The sequence below is a fragment of the Nitrospira sp. Nam80 genome (assembly GCF_965152575.1).
The window spans coordinates 4307893-4327353 of record NZ_OZ224216.1 but is presented as its reverse complement, the minus strand read 5'-3'; the positions used below and the strand labels follow the sequence as shown (position 1 = coordinate 4327353).

Genomic DNA, 19461 nt, shown 5'->3' with positions numbered 1-19461 from the left:
CTTTGTCCGACTGTGCGATGGCACGCGTTGGCTTCGTCTTGGGCAGGCCGTCAAGCGGGCTTCTCAAGGGCCGCACTCTTGCCTGCACGTTCCCAATCGACACACTGCCAAACTCATTCTGGAGCCACATCCTCGATGAAACGCACGGCTTTGGATATAATCTGGAGTTCGTCACGATCCATGGCCTGCCGTTTCGCGCCGACGGGCATGCAGTAAACATCGCGCCGTCGAGCTTCCCATTGTTGGGTATCGAACCGACAATCCAATATCGCTTCGAGGAGCATTGGGTCGGGGATGCCGGCGTGCTCTTTACCGTGGCGGGACAGAATAACATCGACGCGAAAGGCGGCGCGATGATGCGATGAGCCCGCGGGAGACCGCCGATGATTGAATCCACCTTTTGTTTTCTGCCTGGCGTCGGCCTCACGACCGAGCGGAGATGGTGGGGGCGCGGCATTCAGACCTGGCGAACGTTTCTTGCCCACACGACTGTTCCGGGAATCGGCCGGCACAGAAAGGCACTCTACGACCACGAGGTGGCGCAGGCTCAACAACAATACGAGGGAGGCAACGCCCGGTTTTTTGGGGGACGTCTTCCTCCGCGCCATCAATGGCGACTGTATGAATGGCTGCGGCCGAAGGCGGTCTATTTGGATATTGAGACCGATTCGTTCGGTCGGATTACGCTCGTGGGATTACATGCGCACGGAACCATGACGTCGCTGATTCGCGGTGATTCGCTCACGCAGGCCCGGCTATGCGATGAGCTCGCGCAGTACGACTTGCTGGTTACATTTTGCGGCGCGAGCTTCGACCTGCCGATGCTTCACGGACAGTTTCCGTTGCTTCAACTGGATCAGCCGCATATCGATGTCTATCGCCTGGCTCGCGCCGTCGGATTGCGGGGCGGACTGAAAACGATTGAAACTGCGATGGGAATCATTCGACGAGATGATCTACTCGGCATGGACGGATCCGATGCGGTGCGTTGGTGGAATCGCTGGCGACATAGCCGTGATGCCGACGCATTGGAGCGATTGATCGCTTATAACGAAGCCGACTGTGCCAACCTCGAGCCGCTTGCCGATGTGCTCTACACGCGTCTGGCGCGCCGGTATCACGAACTCACGGTCTCATCATAATAGCGCGATAGCTGCATCGAGAGCATTGGCCCTCGTTCCTCTGGTTTCTGAAAGACTTAGGCAGCCGGTGATGACCCTGAGTCCATCCAGCGGCTAACCAATTCGACAAAATCGCCATATGAATCAGGTATTTGTCGGGGACCGACTAGGGGCATTCCGAGGCTTCTCTTTCGGCAAACATGCATTATGCTCACCATATAGAACGTACGCGTCAGTTCATGGGATAGCGGCCTTTTATCCGACAGGGAGCCGATCATGGAAGACAGCATGAGCGACCGCGACAGCAGAGGATGGCGTTTAGTCCGAACCAGAGATTTTGGCCTCCTTTGGTGGGGGCAACTGACTTCTCAAGTTGGTGAAGGGCTGAACAAGGTCGCACTCCTCTGGTTCGTCTATACCCTGACCGGCTCCGCCTTGAAGATGACAATCGTCGGGCTGATTCAAACAATTCCACCTCTCCTGTTCGGACCGATGATCGGGGTCTATCTCGATCGTTTGCCGAAAAAAACCGTGATGATATGGGTCGATATGATCCGCACGATCATGACTTTTCTCATTCCCGCACTCTACGCTTTGGATCTCCTCTCGCTGGGGGGGCTGTACGTCCTGATCTTTCTCACCTCCATCGTGTCGACAATCTTCGGTCCGGCGCTCGTGTCGGCTGTTCCCAAGCTGGTCCGACCGACGGAGTTGATGACGGCGAATGCCTTGATTCAGGGAACGAACAATATCGGGTTACTGCTTGGCCCGGCCATGAGTGGCGTGCTGATCGCCATCATGGGAGCGGAGAACGTGCTGTATGTGAATTCCGCGACATTCGTAGTCTCGGCCTTCTGTTTGATGCCGATGCGGCTTCACGAAACATGGAGAAGCGCTGCCGATGGGGACGGGACGTCCTTGTCGGTACTTGAAGATCTAAAGGTGGGATTCCGATTTGTGTTCGGTTCCAAATCCGTGATTTTTCTCCTGGTCATTCTTTCCGCCTTATACAATCTGGGCGCCAGCGCCTTCGTTTTTATTCTGCCGGTGTACGCCAAGGAGTTTCTGCAGGTCGGGCCGGTACAACTGGGATGGCTGTGGTCGGCGCTGGGCGTGGGCATGCTGATCGTGTCAACGTGGCTCGCGTGGAGACATCAAGGCGACATCCATAGCCGGTTGCGCCTCATTGTCTGGGGGATGACCGTGGGGGGCTTCGCCGTCTGTAGCCTGAGCCTTCTCGAGCAGCCGCTGGTCGCCACTGCCGTGGTCATCGTGGTGGGCGGCAGCACGGCGATCATGAATCCCGTGGTGTGGGCGTTACTGCAAGAGGTTACGCCGGAACACTTGATGGGACGTGTTCTGACGACGTTCAGCACCGGCTCGATGGCAGCCGCCATGGCGGGCATGACAGGGTTCGGCTGGATCGCCGATGCGGTCGGTCCGGCGCAAAGTCTGATCGGTCTCGGTCTGATGCTGTTGCTGACGGCCGTGGTCGCGATCCGATTCATGCACCAAGCGGTAGTCGCGAAACCGGCGGTTGCCTAGAATGGTGTATCCGTTCGCTTTTCGGGCTTGTCGTCTCCCCCGCCTTTCTTGATCGGCCACACTTCGGTATAACCTATCTCTTCGCGAGGTTGTATGCGGGAGCCAACCGGCATCGGCACGCTGTTAGGCCGGCCGCTCACGATGGATCAGGGAGAGGAAACCTCTCGTATGGCGGAGTACTCGATCATCCGTCGCAGGCGGTGGCTCCTCACGCGCGATTTCAGCCTCGTCTGGTGGAGTCAGGTGCTCTCCCAAGTGGCGGATGGAGTCAGCAAGCTGGCTCTCCTGTGGTTCGTCTATTCGATCACCGGGTCGCCGCTGAAAACCACCGTCATTGGTCTCCTGCAAACGCTGCCCCCGATCATGCTGGGGCCGATCATCGGGGTGACGGTCGATCGCCTGCCGAAAAAGACCATACTTATTTGCAGTGATCTCGCCAGGGCTCTGTTGATCGGATTGATTCCCTGCTGGGTTTCCGTTGAATCGTTTACGGTTCAATGGCTCTATGTGCTGACATTTCTCTACGGCATTGCGACGGCGATGTTTGTACCCACCCTGTCTTCTTCCGTGCCGTTAATGGTGAACAGAAATCAACTCACCGCCGCCAATGCCCTCCTTCAGGGCACGACCAGCCTCGGCATCATTATCGGCCCGGCCGTCAGCGGCCTCGGCATCGCGTTGTCCGGCTCCCAAGACGTGCTGTGTCTGAATGCGATCACGTATGTTGCCTCGGCGGTCTTCCTATTTCCGCTTCGTCTCTCGAAGGGAGCGGCGCAACCCTTGACGCAGACCAATCGACCGACGGCCCTTCAGGACCTGATCGACGGGGTTCGCTACACCTTGGTATCCCGGCGAACCATTTTGCTGCTGATTGTTCTCGCCTCTCTCTACACGTTCGGCAGCGGCGCCTTTACCACGTTGTTCCCGGTGTTCGGCAAGAGGCTACTCTCGCTCGGCCCCGTGGAAGTCGGGTATCTCTGGTCCTGGCTGGGAGTGGGCCTGTTAGTGGTATCCTTATGCCTCGTCCGCCTCACTGGCTGGAATCTTTCGCGTCGCGTATCGGTCATCACCCTGTCGAGCGCCCTCGGCGGGCTCTCGTTGTGCGCGCTGATTTGGACTTCCAACATGGCCGTCGCGACGATCCTTGTGGTGCTGATCGGCATTGGATATGGGACATGGACCCCCATCGCCTGGGGCATTATTCAAGAATTGTCCCCCGCGCATATGATCGGCCGAGTCATGGCCCTCTACACGGCGATCGCGACGGCGACCTCAATGGCGGGCATGACTTTCTTTGGGTGGCTCATGGAGATTTCCAATGAATCAGTCAGCCTGGTGGGAATTGGCAGCGTCCTGCTGGTCTTGGCTGTCTTAACCGCTTGGTTCCGCCGGCGATTGGCCCAAGAACCCCTCCCCGTCGCCTAGACGATCGTGGGGCCGTTGCCTTTTTGGGGCGGCGGACCTCCGCATCGCAATCCTCCAACCCCGCGAAATTATAGTGTGATTCTCTTATCCGCCGTGATGCCGGCTCTCGGCCGGGCGCATCCGGCCGCCAGTGCTATATTTACTGGAGAACCCATTGCACCGCTTCTTTCACCATCGCAATAGGGAATCATCTCGAAGGAGAATCTTTATGGAGTATCGTCATACTCACCTCATTATCCTCGGTCTTCTGAGCGGCCTGGTCATGTCGATGCCGGGCTGTAGCAACATGAAATGGTTCAATCACGGAGAGGACGAGCAAATCGCCAGCCGGAGTGATCGGGAGCGAGCCGGCGCAGGATCGGCTGATAACGGCGGCAGCCAAGATAGTGCCGGAAGCGGATCCGATCTACGCGCATCGAAGAATAACGGGACATTGGAGGGGTTGCCTTCCCTGAGCGTGCAGACCGATCGCGAGGCCGGTTCCTCCCTTGGTTCTGAAGGGGGTAGCCTGAGCGGCCTCTCATCGGTCGAAGGCGACCGGATCAGCGGGGAGGAACGACTGAGCCGGAGTAGAATCGGGACGATGCTCCGCCCGGTTGATCAGGGGGACAGCATGTATGCCGAACTCAAACGTCAGGAGGAAGCGGCCGTTGCGGCGGGCCTTCACGACGTGTTCTACGCCTACAATCAATGGCTGGTGCAGGACGAGGGCGTACAGGCCCTCTCCCGGAACGCTGGTTGGCTCAAGGACAATCCGGCCGCGCAGTTGCGAATTTCGGGCCATTGTGACGAGCGGGGCAGCCATGACTATAACCTAGTGCTTGGAGAAAAACGCGCCCGCGCGGCCAAGAATATCCTTGTCGAGTTGGGCGTCAACCCGAAACAAGTCACGACTGTGTCATATGGAAAGGATCGTCCTTTCTGTCGAGAGAGCGGCGAGACCTGCTATCAGGAGAATCGCAGGGGCCATATGTTGCTGAAAGCGAAGTAACCCGTTTCATCATCGGACCCAGGGCGCCTCCCGGAGTCGATCCGGGAGGCGCTTTTTTTGTGACAATGCGGCGGGGCTTGTGGTATTTGAGCGCGTAAGGACCACGTGGCTGAAAGGCCGCCGTAGAGAGACCATCAACATGGAAAGGATGACTCGTGAGCCAACGTTACGGCATTACCGTCAAATTTTTAATCAGTGCAGATACGCCGGAAGAAGCCGAAGAGATCATCGAATCCGCTTGTGAGAAGGCAGCCGCCTCCATGGGGGAAGGAGATGCCAGCTATGAGGGAATCGAGGACATTGAAGAAGAAGACGATTAAGTGAGCCGCGTACTGCCATGAGCGAACAAGTCAAGCAAACCGAGCGGACCGTACGACCGCTGGAAGTCCTCGGCAGAATTCATCTGCCGGCGAAGCCCCGATTGTTCCACATGCTCGGGGCGCCTGCTCATATTCATCATGTGGCGCATCGGATGGCGAACCCTCCGGTGGAGCGCCCGCTCAGCCGGAAGGAGTTTCAGCAGGTTCTCGACTCGCTGGAAATCAAGGAGGCGGATGTTCAGGAGAAATTCGGATATGGCGCAAAATCGGCGCCGAACGGTGATCGGCTCGTGGTGGTGTGGGAGGCCCACACCGAATACTACAGCTATCAAGTGTGGCACATCACGCCGGATGCGACGCGCCCGCTGAGCTTCGGCCCTCTCACGTATCCGGGCTATGCATTTCCCGTGAGCCCGCTCGGTGTGCGGATTAATGCTCTGGACATCCTGATCCTGCCGCAGCCGCTTCCATCGCAGGAAACTCTGGAAACCAATCTGTCGGGACCCCATGTGTACGGCAGTCGAATATTTGGTCAGGATATTGTGGCGGCGACGAGTTTCACGCCGGACGCCGACAGTCGCGAGCGGTACCTCGTATGTTCGCCCAACACGGAGGTATTGCAATACCATGTCACGAAAATCGTGGACACGATCGTCGCGGTGGAAAATTACTACCATCTGGTGATGCTGCCGTTCCAGGCCTTCTCGCGGGCGGTCGATCAGATTCATGACTTTGAGCAACGGCATCTGTACCAGCGCGCGGTCCTCAGCGAGCAATTGAGCAGTTCAAACCCCCAGACTTTGCAAAAATGGCTCACGGTGCTGACCCAGGATCTTCTCCAGGTGAGCCGGCTCACCGAATCCATGCGATACCGGCTCTCAGCCTCGGTGCCCTATGACAGCATCGTGAGAGGAAACCTGACTGCGATGCAGGAACGAGCGTACCCGCCGTTGCGGCCGATATCCGAGTATATTTATTGGAAGATCACCGGAGTGACCGATGGCTACCAGCAGCTCCTCCGGCGGATTGATGCGATGGAGAAGGACTTCGAAGCGACGATCGCGGTGCTCCGGACCCAGATTGAACTCCGGCTTCAGGAACAAAACCTCGCCCTTCAGGACCAAAATATCAAATTGCTGGCCAGCGTGGATTCGACCACACGCGGTCAAGCGATCCTCCAGCGAACAGTGGAGAGTTTGTCCGTCATCGTCATTACCTATTATTTGACGGGACTGGCGCAGTATCTCTTCAAGGCGATGTATGAGGGGGGCTGGATGAAAAGCGCCACGCTCGCCACCGCTGTCTTCATTCCGTTCGCATTCGGGCTGTCGTTTGGATTGATGGCCATCGGCCGAAGGATCATCCGGAAGCGGATGTCGGATCCGACGAAGGACTGAGGCGGCGGCGCCACGCAGTCCCGTCCCACAAGTCGATGATCAAGCGATCAAGCCGGAATCGTCTTGTTTCCTTTAGAAACGATGCAACTGTTCAGCCCAGTGGAAGGGCATCGGCGTGAGCGGCGGAATGTATGCGAAGCGACCGGCACAGCAACATGAGCAGGGAGCTCGCTACGGCAGTGCCGCGACCTCCCGCAAACCAAATCGCAATCGGCCATCCGAGGGAAAGAGGAAGAAGCGTCACGAAGAGTTCGAGCGGGGGATGGGCTTCTCCCAATCCTCGCAAGCTTCTGATCATTGCCGGTAGATGATCCATGGTTTCTCCCGAACTCCTGAGCCGTCTTTTCTTTTCTGTTTCAACTTCCGCTGCCATGACAGCACAGCAATAGCCATGCCCGGGCATGTTGCTTTGTCCACGAGGGCAGAGAACAACGCTTTCTAAATGGTTTCGAGGTGTTGTGAGAGATGCACGGTCGCCAATGTCTCTAGCTATGCCTCGCACCGCCGTCGCAAACTGATACAGGGTGTATCCGATTGGATAGAGGCAACGGCTCGCACATTGATTTATGGTTGGGAAACAGGTATCCCTCGCAAGGACAGCGATAAGATGGTTTGAGGTCTGGATGGAACGCAGAGAGACGGTTCGTTATGAAGTCGAACTTCCTTTTTCCTACTCCGGAAACGAGTTGGCTGGCGGCGGGATCGTGACGAGTCTGTCGAAGGAAGGCTGTGCGGTCAAGAGTGAAGAATCAGTTCCGGCTCATACCTTCGTCGCCCTGAGGGTACAGTTGCCGGAGCCCAACGCTCCGTTGAAAGTCGAGGTGGCTCACGTGCGATGGACCAACATGTCGAGCTTCGGCCTTGAATTCGTTCATCTGCATGCCGAGGAATTAGAGCGGCTCAAGCGGTTCATCCTTTGGCTGGAGACTACCCAGAACAACTAGCCCGCATTATTCATGAACGCTTCTGCTGCAATCGCGGATTCACCGCTGCGACAAGCCAGTCGGCGGGCGTGCTCGCCTCTCAGTCCCTCGACGTACTGTTTCAAGTACGCCTCGGTCCCTCGTGGCTCTGCTTGCCCGTCTCGCTTGGCGACTCCATGATTTCGCGACGAACCGTCATGAATAATGCGGGCTATCGCCGCCTTCGCCGGAATGTGGAGGCGGGATGAGGAACCGCCGATATGGGAGATTACCGGGAGGGAACGGGCATGTTGACATGCACGTCCACATGGGACTCGAGAGAGCCGGCCGGCAAAGGAGGAAAGGGGTGCGCGTTTACCACGGCCAAGATCGCCGATTGGTCCAATTCCAGGTCTCCGGAACTTCGTTCAATTTCAATGAGCTGGGCTTCGCCGTTGGTATACAAGCGAAAATGCACGATCGGCATCCGCCGCGCCGGAGTCGCCGGTCGAGAAGGCGCGTCTCGGTCAATTTGTCGATGGATCATGCCGTTGACCATTCTCCAGTATCCAACCGCCTGATTCTGCCGTGAATTTTCCGCCAGATCCTTTTCTTCCAGTCGGCCTGCGGGGAGGGCTTCCGATGCCGGTTCCTGGAATTGCGGAGAGTCGGCAATCTCAAACGCCATTCCATCGATCCTGACGACCGGCTGCCGTGACCCATGGTCGACATAGCCGGGAACCGCCACCGTGACGAAGATCGTCCGGCGTGCTCGTTCTTCGAAGTGCAACCCCCGCTGTCGTGCGATGGCGATATGCACCGGCGCGGCTTTCGGGGGAGTCCCGATCGACGGGGAGATAGGGCCGAAGGCGACGGTCGTCGTAAGCGTCCGTCCCTCGGAATCCGGAACGAGCGGGCTGATCTGTTGGGCGAATGCGGGACTTTCAAAGATCGCCACCAGCTGTTCGCCGCTGTCCGCCGCCTGCCCATGGACTTGCACGACCAAGGTCAGCCCTCGATTCGTGGGGAGCGAGCCGAACAGCTGCGTGCGGGGGATATCGATGCGGATATCCGCCGGTAGCAGCGGCGATGAAGGGAAGGCCTGGGACGGCGCAAGAAGGACGCAGGCTGTCACAGCTCCAAGTATCATCGAAGATCGGTGGAGAGCGGACCGCAATGGAAAGGGCCAAGCCTCGACTACAATCGGTGTCCGGTGAGCCAACAAACGGATCCTCGCTGTTCCTGTAGAGATGGTCCTGTCGCCTGATCAGTACCATGGACCGTTGTGATGGCCTAGACAATTAAAAAAGCCGGCGGCCGGGTCATCGAGACGCGGAAGGTGGTACTGCACGAGTGATTGGTGGTATAGGGATAGGAGATCCGCCAATAGATAGCCGGGAAGGGCTGTATGAGCGATACTTCTCCATCAACACATGAAACGGCCACGTTGGCCGGCGGCTGCTTTTGGTGTCTCGAAGCGGTGTATGACGAGGTCAAGGGCGTGGAGTCAGTGGACTCGGGGTATACAGGAGGAGCGACCGACCGGCCGACCTATGAGCAGGTCTGCGGGGGCATGACCGGTCATGCCGAAGCGGTGAAGATTACGTTCGATCCGGCGGTGATCTCGTATCGTGAACTCTTGGAAATATTCTTCACGATCCACGACCCGACGACCCTGAATCGCCAGGGAAATGATGTCGGGACCCAATATCGATCCGCTGTTTTCTATCACTCGGCGGATCAGCAGCGCACGGCCGGTGAAGTCATCGCGGAGCTGACCAGGGAGAAGGTGTATCCGAATCCGATTGTTACCCAGCTACAGCCGGCGTCCCAGTGGTACGAGGCGGAGGCGTATCACCAAGAATATTTCGCGCGGAATCCGCTTCAAGGGTATTGCTCCTATATCGTGGGACCGAAAGTCGCAAAATTCCGCCAGCGGTTCTCCGCCAAATTAAAGCATTAACTTCCAAATACCCGGATGAAACTGTCTTTGATATCTTGCAGGAGGTTGGGCTTCTGCTGAAATTGGTGCGGTTTAAGCAAGATTTCGGCTTGAGGCGGGCAAAACGGCCACTCGATTCGACTCTTTCCCTGCACCTGGGCGATCATCGTCCCGTCGGCGTCATCGGCCATTCCGTGCATAATGATCAGGGGATCCTTGGGATCGAGCATACAGGTCTGTTCAAATCCGATGCTTTTATAGCGCTCGGGGTCGGACAATAAGACTTTATGGCTACCGTTCGAGAAGACCGTGTCCCCTTCTCTGATCGGACCCGCCGGCGCCAGGCTGTACATCACCATCGGGGCCACAAGTATCACGGCGGCCGCGAGCCCGATCGACCAGAGAGGCGGCTCGGCTGGCCTGAATTCTTCTTTATCCGAAGTCGGCCGGTTCGACATGACTGAACGAATAATTTGCTTGCGCGTGGATTCCGGTTTCGTCACACTGGCGCGCTTTCGCGCGCCGACCGCCCATCGACTTCAATCGGCGGCAGTTTTCTAGTGGAACTGTCCTATGGTCTATTGTCCCATGTGTTCGGGGAATGCCAAGCGGGTCGGCCGCCATGGCTGGAAAGATTTTGTCCTCCATCTCATCGGGTACTATCCCTTCCGATGCGTCGTCTGTCACTATCGATTTCGGCTGCGGCGGCGGTCATAGCCATCGCTCTATCTTCCTTCGGCAAGGGTCGCTTCCTTCTCAATGAGAATCGGGCGTAGGGCGGCATACCACCGGTCTGCCATGTGGCGCTCTCCTTCGTCATTCGGATGGGTGCCGTCTCGGGTCATCGCCGCGGCCTCGAAACCGGTGCTGTGGTCCACCGTTATCACGGGGGAGCCCGCTGTGGAACTCGCCCGAGCCAATGCCGCAATGCCTTCATTCAGTTCTGTCGTCGTCTCCATGGGGATGGACGTCGAAGGAATAATCTGCGCGATCAGGATCACCACGAGTGGATCAACCCCGCGTATGTGATCGAGGATGCCGGCCAGATCCTGTAGCGTGTTGGTCGGTCCCTTTCCCTGCCATAAGTCGTTATGCCCGAGATGGAGTAACACGATATCGGGGCGGGCAACTGAGGTCCAGGAGGAAATCCACGCGAGGATTTGATCCGACCGCCACCCGCTATGGCCTTCGTGATCACTATCGAAATTCGACGGATCAAACCTCTCCTCAGGCCGGCTGACCTTCGACCCGACAAAGTCCACATGCAGACCGTCCGCTGCCAGCCGTTGCCACAGAAAGTACCGGTAACTCGGATGCCCGCTGCCGGATTCGGTAATCGAGTCTCCCAACGGCATGATCCTAATCACAGGAGGTTCGGCCGGTGCATCGGCGGCCGGAGAGCTTCCTGCGCCGGCTATCAGGCAAGAAGTCATTACACAGAGAAACATCAGTCCGTATCCTCGGTTCCGAAACCTGCTGTTCATCGTGACCGCGACCTATTCCTCTTCATCATCGCAGTTTCCATCAGCCGGGCTTTCGGTGTTCGGTCTCGCGGAGCGGAGCGTCAGAAAGTCAAAGAGTCGCCGGTCGAGCAGGAGTGACGGCGCCACGTTTGACAGCGCCGCAAAGAGGCTGTCGTTGGATCCGGGAAACCGTCGGTCCCAGTCGGCCAGCATGGCCTTGACTTGCCGGCGCTTCAAATCGCTCTGGGAGCCGCAGAGATCACACGGAATAATGGGGAAGGCCTTTAACTCGGCATACCGGGCCAGCTCCCGCTCCCTCACGTAGGCGAGCGGGCGGATCACGATATGCCGGCCATCCTTGGAGCGCAGCTTCGGAGGCATCGCTTTGAGTTTCCCGGTAAAAAAAAGATTTAACAACAGTGTCTCCAGGATGTCGTCTCGATGATGGCCCAGTGCGATCTTCGTTGCTCCGAATTCTCCGGCGATGCGGTACAAATGACCGCGACGGAGCCGTGAACAGAGGGAACAGGTCGTCTCTCCCTCGGGAATCAGTCGTTTGACGATTGAATAGGTATCGCGGGTCTCAATATGAAACGGGATGCCCAGGCCGGACAGATAATCCGGAAGAACATGCGCCGGAAACCCGGGCTGCTTCTGATCCAGGTTGACCGCGATCAGGTCGAAGCGGACCGGCGAACGACGGCGCAACGAAAGGAGGACGTCGAGCAGCGCGTAGCTGTCTTTCCCACCGGACAGACAGACCATGACGACATCCCCTTCTTCGATCATGGCGTAGTCGGAAATCGCCTGGCCGACTGAGCGACACAACCGCACGTGCGCTTTTTCGATGGCGCCGTCAGCCGGTGACGCGCTTGCTGTTCGGGGGCGATAGAGAGTCGTCATGTTCGCATTGCATTGTAGCGCAGCTCGGGCGGAAGGGGATAGGAGGAAATAGGAAAGAAAGCCGGATCTAGCGAGGGGTCGGGTCGCTTACGAGCGGCCGATCCGTGAGTGCCTCGTACGCATCCGAGATCGAGGCAACGGGAGACACATGCATGAGAAACGGAGTGCGCCAATCCGGGTCGGTCGCATCGGCTTCGTCCGGGATCAAAACGCGGTGCATCCGCCCGTGCGCGGCGGCAATTTTGAACGGGATCCCGCTGACGACCCCGATATGTCCGTCATTGGTCACGGTGCCGGTCATGGCACGATCAAATCGCACCGTATCGCCTTTGGCCAATGCGACGACGGTCAGACCGACCATCGCCGACAGGCTGTCGCCGTACAGCGTCATCCCCGGCGTATTGAAAGAAAGAAATACGCTCCACGAGTCCGGGTTCAGGTGAGCCGCCCGCGCGGTTCGATCGATAGCCAACATGATGGCCCCTTGAGTCCGATCTGAAAAAGTCCCGGACGCTTCTTCGAATACGACCTCAGTGCCACGGTGGTCGGCCCGTTGCTCGAGGCCGATGACGACCTCGGCCACCACGCCGACCGGTTGACTCTGACTGCCCTGGAAGGTTCCCAAGATATGGATCAGTTGCTCTCTCCATTGGGCCGCATCCACATTGGCCTTCGCCGAAGCGAAGTCGGGGGTCGCCGCCATGAGGAGGCCGATGAGAAGACAAATCAATGAGACGGCGGGTCTAGGCAAATCCCCGTTCCTTTCCGATACCCTTTCACACATCTACCACCATTACTTGAGTTTTGCAACGTGTCTCATGTGCCGGTGCGGCGAAGGCCCATCTACGGCCAGTACGTACTTCAAGAAGGTGTGTTCGCCTATACGCAGGCCGGGCTGGACCCTGGTTCACTACGCTCATTGCCCTAGGGGGCTGGGCGTGTTTTTCTTGGAGTGCTATAGTTGAGAATGGGAAAAGGGCATCCGACAGGCGATTTTCCCGAGGTCAGCATAGGATTGCATGGAATGGATGAGACCACATTGCACGCGGAGACCGTCCAAGGGGCGACCATCCGTGAGGCGGAATGGGTGGACTGGCCTGATGAGCGGCTTTTGGATGTGAGAATGCGGGACCTTCGGCTCAGCATTGAAGGGAGTTTTTTTGAGGAGCCGATCAAGCAGTTGGCCCAAGAGTTGGAGGCGCGCCAGTTGCGATTTCGGCCGTACTTCTGGTTGTCGGACGAATGGTTTACACCGGACGGCATCCCGGGCATTGCGCTGCCGTTTTACCTGGCGCATCCGCGCTTGGCTAAATTGGAATTACATCAAATGCTCGAGGTGGAGGGCGGAACCCGGGACTGGTGCATGCGGATACTTCGACATGAAGCGGGACATGCGATTGAAAACGCATATTTCCTGCGCCGCCGCCGCCGCCGCCAACAACTCTTCGGGAGATCGTCCAAGCCGTATCCGGATTACTATCAGCCGAAACCCTATAGCCGCAGTTTTGTCCGGTATCTCGATGTCTGGTATGCGCAAAGTCATCCGGACGAGGATTTTGCCGAGACCTTTGCCGTGTGGTTGGACCCGCAGTCGTTCTGGGCCGATCGGTATAAAGGATGGCCGGTCATGAAGAAATTGCAATTCATGGACTCGCTCATGCGCGAGTTGGCGGGAATGGAATCGCTGGTCACAACGCGGGAGCAGGTGGATCCGCTACGCCGGATCTATAAGACGCTGCGCGATCATTATGACGAAAAACGGAAACATTACGGGATCGGGGGCGTGCCTTCGTATGATGCCGACTTGCGGCGGCTATTTTCCGACGATGCCTCCTGCGTCCACAATCCGCCTGCCGCCGCGTTTCTGCACCGGATCAGGAAGGAGGTGCGCCGGAAAGTCGCCGACTGGACCGGTGAGTATCAATATACGATCGATCAGGTGCTGCAAGGAATGATTGAGCGGTGCCAAGCCCTCGGCCTCCGCTTGACGACGACAAAGGAGCAGGCGAAGTGGGAATTTTCGATCCTGCTGACGGTGCAAACCATGAATCATCTCCATAGCGGTCGGCATAAGGTGGCATTATGAGGCGGCTTCGAATTCTCGTCCTGATGCATAAAGATCTTGTCCCCCCGGACCAGTTGAACGGGCAGGACCTGCAGACCGTCGAATGGAAGACCGAATACGACGTCGTGTCGACGCTCCGAAAGTCGGGCCATGAAGTCATCGCGCTCGGCGTGAAGAGTGACCTGGAGGTGATCCGCGGAGCGGTGGAGCAGTGGAAACCGCACATTGCGTTCAATCTTCTTGAAGAGTTCGACGGTGTGGCCGTGTACGATCAGAACGTCGTGTCCTATCTGGAGTTGCTTCGCGTGCCGTATACCGGCTGCAATCCCCGCGGTCTTATGCTGGCGCGCGATAAGGCCCTGTCCAAACAGGTCATGTCTTACCATCGCATCCCCTATCCCGATTTCATGGTGGTGTCGCCCCATCGCATGGTCCGGCGGCCCAAGTGGCTGGCATTTCCCCTCATTGTCAAATCCGTCAGCGAAGAGGCTTCCTTGGGCATTTCTCAAGCCTCGATTGTGGACGATGAAGACAAGTTGCGCGAGCGGGTCGCCTTCATCCATGACAGCGTGGGGACCGGCGCGCTCGTGGAACGGTATATCGAAGGAAGGGAGTTGTACGTGGGTGTCATGGGGAATGCCCACCTTCAGGTCTTGCCCGTATGGGAGTTGGTGATGGATCGCATGCCGGAGGAGGCGAACCGTATCGCGACGGAGCGGGTCAAATGGAGCCGGAAATATCAGGATAAATATGGCATCCGATCGGGGGAAGCCAAGAATCTGCCGGAGGGCGCCGCGGAGAAGATTCAGCATCTGGCCAAACGCGTGTATCGCGTGCTGGGTCTCAGCGGCTATGCCCGAGTCGATATGCGGATGGATGGGAACGGCAACGTCTATGTCCTCGAAGCGAATCCGAACCCGCAGATTGCCGATGATGAGGACTTTGCGGAATCCGCGCTCAAGGCGAATTACTCTTACAAGGACCTGCTGCAGGAATTGCTCCACATCGGGTTGCGGTGGCGGCCGGCCAAGGTCGTCGCGTAGTTACCGGCGCGGCAACCTTCCACGTCCTTTGTTCATTCCATTATAATTTCAGCCGACATGCCAGACAGCAGATTGGCTCGCCGGGAAGGCAGGCGCAATGGGCCTTCGATCGAGGTTGTCAGTCGATGCGCGGTGCGATATTCTCGGCTTTGAACGTGAGAGGATTGTCGGATCATGACGCCTGAAGAAGCAGCGCAGGCCTTGTATGCAGTGATGCCGCGGGCGATTTCCAGAGCGCTCCTCGAAGAATATGGGATTGAGGCGACGGAGGACCAAGCCCGTGTCCTTACCAAAGAGGTGCTGTCTCTCAATCTCTATTGGGTTCGGGCGGCCATCGACGCGCATATTCCGCGTCAGTACCGCACGGTGCTGTTCGACCGGTTGGTTGAGCTCATCCAGCAAGACTGGGAAAGTTTCCATCAGCAGGGTAGGCCGTGGGCAGACTATCTGACGGAATTCCACGAACGGGAAGCAGTGTATCGACCGCTCGGAAACGAGCCGGGAGGTGATCTCACCGTTGCAAAAGAAGCCGGTACGATCCTTGAGGACCAGGCAACCGTGTCGGCTGAAGATCGCACCAAAGTACTCGCGTTTTTGGTGGATCATGTGCCGCTGGATCGCTATGGGGAGATTCTCGATGCTGAACGGTGACGACTCCCTATTTGAATTTTGCCCGGAATTGAATCACAGATAGTGTCGTGAACGCACTTTGCCTTCCGAATCCAATTCGTACGAGAGGGGCGCTCCGGTCGGAATATTCAGCTCCAGCACCTGCTCTGTCGTGAGCTGATCCAACTGCATGACCAGCGCCCGAAGACTATTGCCGTGGGCGGCGATGAGGATGGTTTCGCCTTTTGCCAGGAAGGGTCGAATGCGGGTGTCGTAATAAGGCAGGACGCGCTCGGCCGTGTCTTTCAGGCTTTCTCCCCCCGGAGGGCGCACATCGAAGCTTCTTCGCCAAATCTTCACCTGTTCGTCGCCGAACTTCTTTGCCGTCTCGGCTTTATTGAGTCCCTGCAGCTCTCCATACATGCGTTCGTTGAGCGCTTTATCTTTTTCAACCGGGATCGCGGTCTGGCCCAGCACCTCGAGGACGAGGCGAAGCGTTTCGTTGGCGCGAGTCAGGACGGACGTGAACGCGCGATCAAACTTGTACCCGCGAAGTTTCTCTCCTGCGGCTTTGGCTTCTTCAATTCCCTTGGGCGAGAGAGGAACGTCGATCCACCCGGTAAAGCGGTTCTCCAGATTCCATTGTGATTCCCCATGTCGCAGTAAAACCAGTCGGCTCATATCGTTCCTCCGTAGCGTATGTTCGGATCCGCCATAGCATACGCGATTGCCTATTCAGGCTGTCAACCGATGGATGTCGCAGAGACGGATCTACTTGGCCGCGTGCGATACATGCCTCGGCGTCACGAATGACTTGCATCCAAGGACGGCGCGCCGGTACGATGCCGCACATTCACCGTCATCTATCGTGGGAAAAAACCAACCAACGTCGGCCGCTTCGGAATGGTCCAGTCGCGCATCGGATGTGTTCCGCGCATGGTGGATGCACATGGGCGAACGCCTGCGGGTCCGCGAGAAAATGCAGGCGTTTTTTCAGCATGCCGTGGGGCCGGAATCGGTGCTGGAACGAGCGTATCAGCTCGGAGGGCAACTCGATTACATCCTGTTCGTGATCGTGCGGTATTGGGTTCCTGTGGTACTCCCGCCCTCCGGACGGGAACGTTTGACGAAGAATGACGCGGACTATTGGCTGGAGTCGGAGCAAGTCCTCAAAGCCGCCGTCATTCGACTTCGGGAACTGAAGCCTCTCATCGAGTTGCTGACCGCTCCGAACCCTTTGATGGGAGGGCAGGGAATGACCGGTTCGCCGGGCGCCCCGATCGTGGAGGTGGAGTTAGCGAACATGTTGGAAGGGATCGCGGAAGTGGCGGGCAGCTACGGGGGGCCGGACTATACCTCGGTCGTAAAAAGCTTTGACCCGGTTCCCCTCCGCCAAACCCAGCCCTTTAAACATAACAAGAAGAACAGTGCCGAATTATGGGTCGTCTTTCTACTGCGCGAACATTTTCGCAGCGTGGGATTGGGGAAGGACCGATACTGGCCCCTGGTCGCCAGTCTGTGCGCGGCCGCGGGCATCACACAGGCGACAGGCGCACCATACGGAGCGGATGAATTGAAATCGTGGTGGCAGAAAAATTGGCCGCGGACTTATAACCAGCTCGAGCAGACACAATCAACCCCGGAGTTGAGCGGGGTGGCCTCCGAACAGGACTTTTCCTGGTTCGTCGCCTGGATTCAATGGCAACGCACGCAAATGCCGCTCCCGCCCGAATAAAACCCTGTGCCGGTTACACGGACATGAGGGCGGCGGGTTTCACTTTCGGGCGCTCGTGGCCAGATTCTCCCGGCGCGCCTTCCTTGAAAATCGTGATGACCATCGCCACTTTCAAAACCAACAGTCCCACGCCGACCCATACGACGTAGGGCTGGACTCCCCCGAGTTCACCCAACATTCGCCGGCGGTCTTCGGTATCCGGCAGGCGCTGATTCTTAATCGTATCCACCTGCTCCTTGACGTGCCAGAAATAGATGTAGTTGGCGCTCACGCCAGCCATGAGCCGCCAGACGATGTCTGCGGACAGGTCCTGGGTCAAATAGAATGCGATGACCGGCCCGATGGCATAGATCATCGCGTAGACATACATTTTTCGATAGAGAAACCAGAGGAACGGCTCAAAAATAAACGCGGGCCAGTGCCAGGTGAAGGCGAATCGGGGCCCGGCCGGCGTCGAAAATTTCTTGAATGTCTCCAGATAACGATCGGCATTGGGTCCGATAAAACCCCGCCATAGATCCTGTTCCGTCAGCGGGATGGGAGGAGCCGGAGTCGAGAGCTGCTCTTGCTGATCCAAGGCGGTTCCACATTGGTGGCAGAACTTCGCCTCATCGCTGTTGTGCTGTCGACACTGCGCGCAGGTTTTCATTGGTTAACCCTTATCCCATCCGCCATGACTTCGCGTCAAGCAATCGGAGCGAAGATCGATTCGTTTCGGCCCGAAGCCCTTGTATTGCGTTCACAATCTCCCTATGCTAGCTTCGCAAATTCATATCTGAGCGGTGGGCCATGTTGACGGAAGAATTACGGCGGCAAGCAGACTTGTATTTGATGAACACGTACCAGCGACAACCCATTTCCATCGCACGAGGCCGCGGCTCCCGCGTCTATGATTTGGAGGGACGGGAATACATTGACTTCGTCGGCGGGATCGCGGTGAACATTCTCGGCCACGGCCATCCCGATTTGATCGTCGCCCTTCAGAAGCAAATGATGCACCTCATTCATGCGTCGAATTTATACTTTACCGAACCACAGGTGCTATTGGCGCAGATGCTGGTGGATCACTCGTTCGCCGACAAGGTGTTCTTCTGCAATAGCGGTGCGGAGGCCAATGAAGCGGCGATCAAGCTGGCCAGGCGCTACGCGCATGAGAAGTACGGGCCAGGCCGATATGAAATCATTACGATGAAGAATTCGTTTCATGGCCGAACCATGGCGACCTTGACGGCAACCGGACAGGAAAAGGTGCAAAAGGGATTTGAGCCCTTACTTCCCGGATTTGCCTATGTTCCCTTCAATGATATGACGGCGCTGGAGGGCGCAGTTTCCGAGAAGACGGCGGCGGTGTTGCTCGAGCCCATTCAAGCCGAGGGGGGCGTGCATGTGGCCGACCAGGCCTATTTAAAGGGCGTGCGCGATCTCTGCCGGCAGCGGGATATTCTCCTCGTCTTTGACGAAGTGCAGACGGGCATGGGGCGCACCGGGACTCTGTTTGCGTACGAGCAGATGCAGGTCGAGCCGGATATCATGACCTTGGCCAAAGGCTTGGGAGGCGGCGTGCCCATCGGCGCCTGCCTGGCTAAGCAAGATGTCGCCCGCGCCTTCGTCCCCGGCTCTCATGCCTCGACATTCGGCGGGAATCCTCTGGCCTGTGCGGCCGGCCTTGCCGTGCTGCGCGTGTTACTCGAAGGCAAGGTGCTGGATCAGGCCAAACGAATCGGCGATTATCTGCGAAAAGGACTCGATGAGTGCAAAGAGCGCCATCATCTTGTGAAAGAGGTACGGGGCCTGGGACTCTTGCAAGGGATGGAGTTGGATATTGACGCTCGCACGGTTGTCGCCGATTGTCTTGCCCGAGGGTTGTTGATCAATTGCACCAGTGACCGGGTCTTGCGCGTGGTTCCTCCCTTGATCATCACCGAGCGTGACGTCGATCGATTATTGGACGGGCTTTCGCAGGTCTTCGGCAAGCGGCCCGCGTCACTCCATTAAATTTA

The 19461-nt window shown here is 57.6% G+C and carries 22 protein-coding genes; 14 read left to right on the top strand and 8 right to left on the bottom strand.

All coding sequences use genetic code 11. The features are described from left to right. Window positions 1-17 precede the first annotated feature (17 nt). The 7 genes from ACWGXE_RS20235 (at window position 18) to ACWGXE_RS20205 (ending at window position 6799) form a co-directional block, all read left to right on the top strand. Window positions 18-365, top strand: coding sequence for a hypothetical protein (locus ACWGXE_RS20235; RefSeq protein ID WP_447599945.1), 348 nt, complete (start codon window positions 18-20; stop codon window positions 363-365). 18 nt (window positions 366-383) lie between these two features. Next, complete coding sequence (locus ACWGXE_RS20230) at window positions 384-1142, top strand: ribonuclease H-like domain-containing protein (RefSeq protein ID WP_447599943.1); 759 nt, start codon at window positions 384-386, stop codon at window positions 1140-1142. A gap of 255 nt (window positions 1143-1397) precedes the next feature. Next, entirely contained in the window at window positions 1398-2666 is a 1269-nt protein-coding gene (locus ACWGXE_RS20225; RefSeq protein WP_447599941.1) for an MFS transporter, read from the top strand. A 93-nt stretch (window positions 2667-2759) separates the two neighbouring features. Next, the gene (locus tag ACWGXE_RS20220) at window positions 2760-4091 is read left to right on the top strand and encodes an MFS transporter (RefSeq protein ID WP_447599939.1); all 1332 of its coding nucleotides are present in this window, start codon (window positions 2760-2762) and stop codon (window positions 4089-4091) included. Between the two features lie 208 nt (window positions 4092-4299). Next, window positions 4300-5082: an OmpA family protein gene (locus ACWGXE_RS20215; protein WP_447599938.1), complete on the top strand. Its 783-nt coding sequence runs from the start codon at window positions 4300-4302 to the stop codon at window positions 5080-5082. 155 nt (window positions 5083-5237) lie between these two features. After that, window positions 5238-5402, top strand: coding sequence for a hypothetical protein (locus tag ACWGXE_RS20210; protein WP_447599937.1), 165 nt, complete (start codon window positions 5238-5240; stop codon window positions 5400-5402). A gap of 17 nt (window positions 5403-5419) precedes the next feature. Further along, window positions 5420-6799, top strand: a complete 1380-nt coding sequence (locus tag ACWGXE_RS20205) for a DUF3422 family protein (protein ID WP_447599935.1) — start codon at window positions 5420-5422, stop codon at window positions 6797-6799. A gap of 91 nt (window positions 6800-6890) precedes the next feature. Here the strand turns inward: ACWGXE_RS20205 and ACWGXE_RS20200 are convergent, their stop codons facing one another. Then, window positions 6891-7115 (bottom strand): hypothetical protein, encoded by a 225-nt coding sequence (locus ACWGXE_RS20200; protein ID WP_447599933.1) that lies wholly within the window; start codon window positions 7113-7115, stop codon window positions 6891-6893. A 307-nt stretch (window positions 7116-7422) separates the two neighbouring features. Between ACWGXE_RS20200 and ACWGXE_RS20195 the strand changes: the two genes are divergently transcribed. After that, complete coding sequence (locus ACWGXE_RS20195; RefSeq protein WP_447599931.1) at window positions 7423-7743, top strand: PilZ domain-containing protein; 321 nt, start codon at window positions 7423-7425, stop codon at window positions 7741-7743. A gap of 247 nt (window positions 7744-7990) precedes the next feature. On the opposite strand, the gene ACWGXE_RS20190 is transcribed toward ACWGXE_RS20195, so the two are convergent. Then, window positions 7991-8851, bottom strand: coding sequence for a cell envelope integrity protein TolA (locus tag ACWGXE_RS20190; protein ID WP_447599929.1), 861 nt, complete (start codon window positions 8849-8851; stop codon window positions 7991-7993). 258 nt (window positions 8852-9109) lie between these two features. Here ACWGXE_RS20190 and msrA point away from each other — a divergent pair, with 258 nt between their 5' ends. Next, the gene (gene msrA / locus ACWGXE_RS20185; RefSeq protein WP_447599928.1) at window positions 9110-9664 is read left to right on the top strand and encodes a peptide-methionine (S)-S-oxide reductase MsrA; all 555 of its coding nucleotides are present in this window, start codon (window positions 9110-9112) and stop codon (window positions 9662-9664) included. On the opposite strand, the gene ACWGXE_RS20180 is transcribed toward msrA, so the two are convergent. From ACWGXE_RS20180 to ACWGXE_RS20165, 4 genes are all read right to left on the bottom strand, one after another. Continuing rightward, the gene (locus ACWGXE_RS20180) at window positions 9661-10146 is read right to left on the bottom strand and encodes a hypothetical protein (RefSeq protein WP_447599927.1); all 486 of its coding nucleotides are present in this window, start codon (window positions 10144-10146) and stop codon (window positions 9661-9663) included. The genes msrA and ACWGXE_RS20180 overlap by 4 nt on opposite strands. A 222-nt stretch (window positions 10147-10368) precedes the next feature. Continuing rightward, entirely contained in the window at window positions 10369-10998 is a 630-nt protein-coding gene (locus ACWGXE_RS20175) for an SGNH/GDSL hydrolase family protein (RefSeq protein WP_447599925.1), read from the bottom strand. A 141-nt stretch (window positions 10999-11139) separates the two neighbouring features. Continuing rightward, window positions 11140-12009 carry a tRNA 2-thiocytidine(32) synthetase TtcA gene (gene ttcA, locus ACWGXE_RS20170; RefSeq protein ID WP_447599923.1) on the bottom strand — a complete coding sequence of 290 codons (870 nt, stop codon included), beginning with the start codon at window positions 12007-12009 and terminating at the stop codon, window positions 11140-11142. A gap of 67 nt (window positions 12010-12076) precedes the next feature. Then, window positions 12077-12760: a S16 family serine protease gene (locus ACWGXE_RS20165; protein ID WP_447599921.1), complete on the bottom strand. Its 684-nt coding sequence runs from the start codon at window positions 12758-12760 to the stop codon at window positions 12077-12079. Between the two features lie 273 nt (window positions 12761-13033). Between ACWGXE_RS20165 and ACWGXE_RS20160 the strand changes: the two genes are divergently transcribed. The 3 genes from ACWGXE_RS20160 to ACWGXE_RS20150 all read left to right on the top strand — a co-directional run bounded on the left by ACWGXE_RS20160 (window position 13034) and on the right by ACWGXE_RS20150 (window position 15768). Beyond that, window positions 13034-14095 carry a putative zinc-binding metallopeptidase gene (locus ACWGXE_RS20160; protein ID WP_447599919.1) on the top strand — a complete coding sequence of 354 codons (1062 nt, stop codon included), beginning with the start codon at window positions 13034-13036 and terminating at the stop codon, window positions 14093-14095. Then, on the top strand, window positions 14092-15117 hold the full coding sequence (locus tag ACWGXE_RS20155) for a D-alanine--D-alanine ligase family protein (protein WP_447599917.1): 1026 nt from the start codon (window positions 14092-14094) through the stop codon (window positions 15115-15117). Before ACWGXE_RS20160 ends, ACWGXE_RS20155 begins: the two co-directional genes overlap by 4 nt. A 174-nt stretch (window positions 15118-15291) precedes the next feature. After that, entirely contained in the window at window positions 15292-15768 is a 477-nt protein-coding gene (locus ACWGXE_RS20150) for a hypothetical protein (RefSeq protein ID WP_447599916.1), read from the top strand. A 33-nt stretch (window positions 15769-15801) separates the two neighbouring features. Here ACWGXE_RS20150 and ACWGXE_RS20145 read toward each other — a convergent pair whose 3' ends face one another. Then, window positions 15802-16407, bottom strand: coding sequence for a 2,3-bisphosphoglycerate-dependent phosphoglycerate mutase (locus tag ACWGXE_RS20145; RefSeq protein ID WP_447599914.1), 606 nt, complete (start codon window positions 16405-16407; stop codon window positions 15802-15804). Window positions 16408-16675: 268 nt separating this feature from the next. On the opposite strand from ACWGXE_RS20145, the gene ACWGXE_RS20140 reads away from it, so the two are divergent. Then, window positions 16676-17461 (top strand): hypothetical protein, encoded by a 786-nt coding sequence (locus tag ACWGXE_RS20140; protein WP_447599913.1) that lies wholly within the window; start codon window positions 16676-16678, stop codon window positions 17459-17461. Between the two features lie 13 nt (window positions 17462-17474). Here the strand turns inward: ACWGXE_RS20140 and ACWGXE_RS20135 are convergent, their stop codons facing one another. Further along, a complete protein-coding gene (locus tag ACWGXE_RS20135) occupies window positions 17475-18110 on the bottom strand; it encodes a zinc-ribbon domain-containing protein (protein ID WP_447599911.1) in 636 nt (211 codons plus the stop codon). A gap of 140 nt (window positions 18111-18250) precedes the next feature. Between ACWGXE_RS20135 and ACWGXE_RS20130 the strand changes: the two genes are divergently transcribed. Beyond that, the gene (locus tag ACWGXE_RS20130) at window positions 18251-19456 is read left to right on the top strand and encodes an acetylornithine transaminase (protein WP_447599909.1); all 1206 of its coding nucleotides are present in this window, start codon (window positions 18251-18253) and stop codon (window positions 19454-19456) included. Window positions 19457-19461: the final 5 nt, after the last annotated feature.